The 6282-nt window shown below is 68.7% G+C and carries 9 protein-coding genes and 1 pseudogene; 2 read left to right on the forward strand and 8 right to left on the reverse strand.

The genetic code is table 11. The annotated features are described in order from the left end of the window. The 8 genes from rpsC to rpsJ all read right to left on the reverse strand — a co-directional run. A partial coding sequence (gene rpsC, locus E7Z54_RS06570) for a 30S ribosomal protein S3 (RefSeq protein WP_136432203.1) occupies positions 1 to 723 on the reverse strand: 723 nt, incomplete at its 3' end. After that, on the reverse strand, positions 723 to 1154 hold the full coding sequence (rplV, locus tag E7Z54_RS06575) for a 50S ribosomal protein L22 (RefSeq protein WP_136432204.1): 432 nt from the start codon (positions 1152 to 1154) through the stop codon (positions 723 to 725). The genes rpsC and rplV, both read right to left, overlap by 1 nt. Further along, a complete protein-coding gene (gene rpsS, locus E7Z54_RS06580) occupies positions 1151 to 1432 on the reverse strand; it encodes a 30S ribosomal protein S19 (RefSeq protein ID WP_136432205.1) in 282 nt (93 codons plus the stop codon). The genes rplV and rpsS overlap by 4 nt, the downstream gene beginning before the upstream one ends. A 5-nt stretch (positions 1433 to 1437) precedes the next feature. After that, complete coding sequence (gene rplB, locus E7Z54_RS06585) at positions 1438 to 2274, reverse strand: 50S ribosomal protein L2 (RefSeq protein ID WP_136432206.1); 837 nt, start codon at positions 2272 to 2274, stop codon at positions 1438 to 1440. 29 nt (positions 2275 to 2303) lie between these two features. Next, the gene (gene rplW / locus E7Z54_RS06590; RefSeq protein ID WP_136432207.1) at positions 2304 to 2609 is read right to left on the reverse strand and encodes a 50S ribosomal protein L23; all 306 of its coding nucleotides are present in this window, start codon (positions 2607 to 2609) and stop codon (positions 2304 to 2306) included. Next, on the reverse strand, positions 2609 to 3373 hold the full coding sequence (rplD, locus tag E7Z54_RS06595) for a 50S ribosomal protein L4 (protein ID WP_136432208.1): 765 nt from the start codon (positions 3371 to 3373) through the stop codon (positions 2609 to 2611). The genes rplW and rplD overlap by 1 nt, the downstream gene beginning before the upstream one ends. Before the next feature lie 5 nt (positions 3374 to 3378). After that, positions 3379 to 4050 (reverse strand): 50S ribosomal protein L3, encoded by a 672-nt coding sequence (gene rplC, locus E7Z54_RS06600; RefSeq protein ID WP_136432209.1) that lies wholly within the window; start codon positions 4048 to 4050, stop codon positions 3379 to 3381. Between the two features lie 18 nt (positions 4051 to 4068). Continuing rightward, entirely contained in the window at positions 4069 to 4377 is a 309-nt protein-coding gene (gene rpsJ, locus E7Z54_RS06605) for a 30S ribosomal protein S10 (RefSeq protein WP_007078637.1), read from the reverse strand. A gap of 458 nt (positions 4378 to 4835) precedes the next feature. On the opposite strand from rpsJ, the gene E7Z54_RS06610 reads away from it, so the two are divergent. Both E7Z54_RS06610 and E7Z54_RS06615 read left to right on the forward strand, forming a co-directional pair. Next, on the forward strand, positions 4836 to 5969 hold the full coding sequence (locus E7Z54_RS06610) for a hypothetical protein (RefSeq protein WP_136432210.1): 1134 nt from the start codon (positions 4836 to 4838) through the stop codon (positions 5967 to 5969). Next, a pseudogene (locus E7Z54_RS06615) lies at positions 5966 to 6282 on the forward strand (hypothetical protein); the annotation flags it as partial. The gene E7Z54_RS06610 and the pseudogene E7Z54_RS06615, both read left to right, overlap by 4 nt.

Raw genomic sequence — 6282 nt, forward strand, 5'->3', positions numbered from 1 at the left:
CGTGCCGCGGGTCGGACGCTCGCCGCCACGGGTGGGACGGCCACCGCGGCCGGGGACACCGGCGCGGGCGGCAGCCTGGGCCTGACGCTCGGCACGGGTGCCGGCGACCTCGCCCTTGTAGATCCAGACCTTCACGCCGATGCGGCCGAAGGTCGTGCGGGCCTCGTAGAAGCCGTAGTCGATGTCGGCACGCAGCGTGTGCAGCGGAACCCGGCCCTCGCGGTAGAACTCGGTACGCGACATCTCGGCGCCGTTGAGGCGGCCGGAGCACTGGATCCGGATGCCCTTGGCACCGGAGCGCATCGAGGTCTGCATGGCCTTGCGCATCGCGCGACGGAACTGCACGCGACCCGACAGCTGCTCGGCGACGCCCTGGGCGACCAGCTGAGCATCGATCTCGGGGTTCTTCACCTCGAGGATGTTCAGCTGAACCTGCTTGCCGGTGAGCTTCTCCAGCTCGGTGCGGATGCGGTCGGCCTCGGCGCCACGACGGCCGATCACGATGCCCGGACGCGCGGTGTGGATGTCGACACGGACCCGGTCACGGGTGCGCTCGATCTCCACCTTGGCGATGCCGGCCCGCTCCATGCCCTTGCTGAGCAGCTTGCGGATGGCGACGTCCTCGCCGACGTAGGCCTTGTACAGCTTGTCGGCGTACCAACGCGACTTGTGGTCGGTGGAGATACCGAGGCGGAAGCCGTTCGGGTTGATCTTCTGACCCATTACTTCTTGGCCCCCTTCTTGGACTTCGCGACAACAACGTCTGCTGGCTGTACCGCGATCGTGATGTGGCTGGTGCGCTTGTTGATCCGGGTGGCCCGGCCCTGCGCACGCGGCCGCCACCGCTTCATCGTCGGGCCCTCGTCGACCCGTGCGACGGAGACGACCAGGTCGCCCGCAGGCAGGCCCTCGGTGGTCTCGGCGTTCGCGACGGCGCTCTCGAGAACCTTGTAGACGGTCTCGGCGGCCGACTGGGGCGCGAACTGCAGCAGCGTCAGCGCCTCGTCCGCGGGCAGGCCACGGACCAGGTCGACGACGCGGCGCGCCTTCATCGGGGTGATCCGCTGGAAGCGGGCGGAGGCGAAGGCACCGGGCTGGTCGCCGAGCAGCGACTCACGGCGGGCGCTGGTGCGCCGGCGGTCAGTGGTAGTCATCGACGACGTCCCTTCCGGTCTTCCTTCACGTGCCCGCGGTACGTGCGGGTCGGGGCGAACTCGCCCAGCTTGTGGCCCACCATCGAGTCGGAGATGAAGACCGGCACGTGCTTGCGTCCGTCGTGGACCGCGATCGTGTGGCCGATCATCGCCGGGATGATCATCGAGCGGCGCGACCAGGTCTTGATGACGTTGTGCGTGCCCTTGTCGTTCTCCGACTCCACCTTCTTCATGAGGTGGTCGTCGACGAAGGGACCCTTCTTCAGGCTGCGAGGCATATCAGTTACTTCCTACCCTTGCCGGACTTGCGGCGACGGATGATCTGGCTGTCGCTGGCCTTGCGCTTGCGCGTACGGCCCTCGGGCTTGCCCCACGGCGAGACCGGGTGGCGACCACCGGAGGTCTTGCCCTCGCCACCACCGTGCGGGTGGTCGACCGGGTTCATGACCACACCTCGGACGGTCGGGCGCTTGCCCTTCCACCGCATGCGGCCGGCCTTGCCCCAGTTGATGTTCGACTGCTCGGCGTTGCCCACCTCGCCGACGGTGGCGCGGCAGCGGACGTCGACGAAGCGCATCTCGCCGGAGGGCAGGCGCAGCGTGGCACGCGAGCCCTCGCGAGCCACCAGCTGCGCGCTGTTGCCTGCGGAACGGGCCATCTTGGCACCGCCACCGGGACGCAGCTCGACGCAGTGGATCGTGGTACCCACGGGGATGTTGCGCAGCGGCAGGTTGTTGCCGGGCTTGATGTCGGCGCCGACGCCGGACTCCACCCGAGCACCCTGGGCGAGGTCCTTCGGCGCGATGATGTAGCGCTTCTCGCCGTCGGCGTAGTGCAGCAGCGCGATGCGCGCGGTGCGGTTGGGGTCGTACTCGATGTGAGCGACCTTGGCGGGCACGCCGTCCTTGTCGTAGCGACGGAAGTCGATGATCCGGTAGGCCCGCTTGTGACCGCCACCCTGGTGTCGGGTGGTGATCCGACCCTGGTTGTTGCGGCCGCCCTTCTTCGGGAGCGGACGGGTCAGCGACTTCTCCGGCGTGGTCCGGGTGATCTCGGCGAAGTCGGCCACCGACGAGCCGCGACGGCCCGGGGTGGTCGGCTTGTACTTACGGATTGCCATGTCTCTTCAGTCCTTGTCCAGGCGCCCGGTCAGGAGACCGGACCTCCGAAGATGTCGATGCGGTGACCCTCGGCCAGGCTGACGATCGCGCGCTTGGTGTCCTTGCGCTTGCCGATGCCGTTGCGGGTCCGTCGGGTCTTGCCAGGCCGGTTGAGGGTGTTGACCGAGGTGACCTTGACGCCGAACACCTTCTCGACCGCGATCTTGATCTCGGTCTTGTTGGCGTCGGGGCGCACCACGAACGTGTACTTGTTCGAGTCGAGGAGGCTGTAGCTCTTCTCCGACACGACCGGCGCGATCAGGACGTCGCGGTGGTCCTTGTGCAGCGTGCTCATCAGTTGTCCTCCTCGGCGTCAGCGTTCTCGGCCTTGGCGGGCTTCTCGGCCTTCTCAGCCTTGGCGGGCTTCTCGGCCTTCTCAGCCTTGGCGGGCTTCTCGGCCTTCTCGACCTTCTCGGCCTTCTCAGCCTTGGCCGGCTTCTCGGCGGCCTCGGTGGTGCCACCGCCGGAGACGAACAGGTCGAACGCAGCCTTGCTGAACACCACGTCGTCGCTCGCGAGCACGTCGTAGGTGTTGAGCTGGTCGACCGCCACGATGTGCACCTCGGGCGCGTTGCGCAGCGACAGCCAGGTGATGCTGTCGGCGCGCTCGAGCACGACGAGGAACTTGCGGCGGTCGCTCAGCGCGAACAGCGACGTGAGTGCGCCCTTGGTCGACGGCTTGTCGCCGGTGACCAGGGAGTCGACCACGTGGATCCGCTCGTTGCGGGCCCGGTCGGAGAGGGCACCGCGCAGGGCGGCAGCCTTCATCTTCTTGGGGGTGCGCTGGCTGTAGTCGCGCGGCTGCGGGCCGTGGACGACGCCACCGCCGGCGAACTGCGGTGCGCGGGTCGAGCCCTGGCGAGCGCGGCCGGTGCCCTTCTGCTTGTAGGGCTTGCGGCCACCGCCCCGCACCTCGGCGCGGGTCTTGGTGGCGTGGGTGCCCTGACGCGCAGCAGCCTGCTGGGCGATGACCACCTGGTGGATCAGCGGGATGTTGACCTCAGCGTCGAAGATCTCGGCGGGCAGATCAACCTTGACGACGGAGACAGTGTTAACCATGTCGATCAGGCCTTCCGGCTCATCGGCTCGGCCAGCTTCGCGGCAGAGCGGAGGACGACGACGCCACCCTTGGGACCGGGAACGGCGCCCTTGAGGAGGATCAGGCCCTTCTCGACGTCGACCGCGTGCACGGTGACGTTCTGGGTGGTGATGGTGTCGGTACCCATCCGGCCAGCCATGCGCATGCCCTTGAAGACACGACCCGGCGTGGCGCACGCGCCGATCGACCCGGGCTTGCGGTGGTTGCGGTGGGCACCGTGCGACGCGCCCACGCCGGAGAAGCCGTGACGCTTCATGACGCCGGCGAACCCCTTGCCCTTGCTGGTGCCGGTCACGTCGATGACCTCACCGGCCTCGAAGGTGTCGACCGGGAGCTCCTGGCCCACGGTGTAGGTCGCGGCGTCCGCGGTGCGGATCTCCACGAGGTGGCGGCGCGGCGTCGTACCGGCCTTGGCGAAGTGGCCCGACTGCGGCTTGTTCACCTTGCGGCCCTCGATCTCGCCGAAACCGATCTGGACGGCGCTGTAGCCGTCCGGCTCGGGCTGGCGGACCTGGGTCACCACGTTGGTGTTGGCGGCGATCACGGTCACCGGGACGACCCGGTTGTTCTCGTCCCAGAGCTGGGTCATGCCCAGCTTGGTGCCGAGGAGGCCCTTGACGTTGCGTTCAGTGGTCATGTCGATCTACCTCAGAGCTCAGAGCTTGATCTCGATGTCGACACCGGCCGGGAGGTCGAGCCGCATGAGGCTGTCGACGGTCTTCGGCGTGGGGTCGATGATGTCAATGAGTCGCTTGTGCGTACGCATCTCGAAGTGCTCGCGCGAGTCCTTGTACTTGTGCGGCGAGCGGATGACGCAGAAGACGTTCTTCTCGGTCGGCAGCGGCACGGGGCCGGCGACCTTGGCACCCGTGCGGGTCACCGTGTCCACGATCTTTCGCGCCGAGGTGTCGATCACCTCGTGGTCATAGGCCTTGAGCCTGATGCGGATCTTCTGTCCCGCCATAGGTCTCTCTCGTCCTTCTGTGTCGTTCGACCGGGGTCCTGTTCAGCTCCGACCCCCGAGGTCGGGCGTGTCGCGCCTGTCGGGCACACACGTCTCCCCTGGGGGAAGTGGAGCTGTTGTTGTGGCTGATCGGGTCTCACCCACGAGATCCCCTGCTGGGATCCCGGAGGCGTGCGGTGCGACCAACGTCGTCCACCGAACACGCTCGCCGCGGCTCCGGTTTGTCCGGGTTCAGTGCTCGAACCCGACCGCTCCGCGCGGGAGACACGATTCAGTAGACAAGATGGTGCGCACCCCGACGACCCGCCGGAGCAACCTGGATATCTTGGCAGAGTTCGCGTGGCACACCAAATCAGCAGGCGCGACCGGTTCGAACCGTCGGCTCCTTGGGTAGATGACCAGCCACGGATGGGGTCGGGTGCGAGGATGACGCCACCCCCGAACGACCGAGGAGCACGATGACCGACGGTGCGCCGCACCACTACCCGCCGCCGGGCGCCCCCCAGCCGACGGAGGCACCCGTGGGCGCTGCCGGCGGTCCCCCGCCGGGCTGGGGGGCCCCGCCCGGGGCCGGGACGTCGTACGCACCGTATGTCTCACCGGGCCGCGGACCGGGCGGCCTGCCGGGGATGCTGGGCGCTGCCCACAAGCCGGGCGCCTTCCCGCTGCGGCCACTCACGCTCGGCAACATGTACGACGGCGCCTTCCGGATCATCCGGTTCAACCCGAAGGCCACGGTCGGCGCGGCGGTGATGGTGACGGCCGTGGCGATGGTGATCCCGGTCCTGATCACGACGATCCTCACGTTCACGGTCGGCGTCGCCATCGATGCCTCGGGAGAGACCAGCCCCGAGGCCGGCATCGTCGAGGTGCTCAGCGTCCTCGCGGCCTACGGCTCGCTGCTCCTCTCCCTGGTTCTGGCACAGGTGGGCGTGGTCTTCGTGACGGGCATGATCGCCCACGTGACGCGGGCCGCCGCGGTCGGAAAGCGGCTCAGCCTCGGTGAGGCGTGGGCCGCGACGCACGGGAAGCGCTGGCGTCTGCTGGGCCTGACCTTCCTGATCAACCTCGCGTTCGTGGCCCTGGTGGTGGCCTACGTCCTGCTCTGGGTGGTCGTCGTCCTCGTGGCGCAGGACGCGTGGCCGGTGATCCTCGCCTGGGGTCTGATCAGCGTGCCGGCCTTCATCTGCCTGTGCTGCTGGCTGTGGATCCGCGCCTACTACCTGCCCGTGCCGCCCCTGATGCTGGAGAACGTCGGCGTCTTCGGTGCGATCGGCCGTGGCTGGACGCTCACCGCGCGGCAGTTCTGGCGGACCTTCGGCATCGCCCTGCTCACCGTGCTGATCGGCAGCGTCGCCGGGACCATGCTCTCGACGCCCGTCTCGCTCGTCGGTCAGATCGGGGCGCTGGCGGTGCCGGAGTACGCAGCGTTGCTGCTGGTGCTCACCCAGGCCATCGCGCTGGTGGCGCAGAACGCGTTCGTCGCGCCGTTCCTCTCCACCGTCGCCTCGGTGCAGTACGTCGACCTCCGGATGCGCAAGGAGGCCTTCGACGTCGACCTCATGCGCGAGGTGGGGATCGCCACCGAATGAACGGACCGGCCGTGCTGCCCGCGCTCGCGCTGCGAGTCGAGCCGCCTCTCGACCCTGACGGCGACGAGGCCCGCTCACTGCTGGGCCGCGAGCTGGCGCGCCCGGAGTACTACGACGCCGACATCCTCGATCGGATCATCGACTGGCTCGCCCGGCTGATCGACGGCAGCGTCGGCGCCGCCGAGAGCTCTCCTCCGGTGGCGGTCGCCGCCGCGATCGTCGTCGCGATGCTGCTCGCCGCGGGGATCCTGCTGCTGATCACGCAGGCGCGGGCGACCGCCCGCGGCGACCGCGCAGCGGCCCCCGCCCTGAC

It is taken from the genome of Nocardioides sp. (genome assembly GCF_004803405.1).
GTDB classification, from domain to species: Bacteria; Actinomycetota; Actinomycetes; order Propionibacteriales; family Nocardioidaceae; genus Nocardioides; species Nocardioides vastitatis.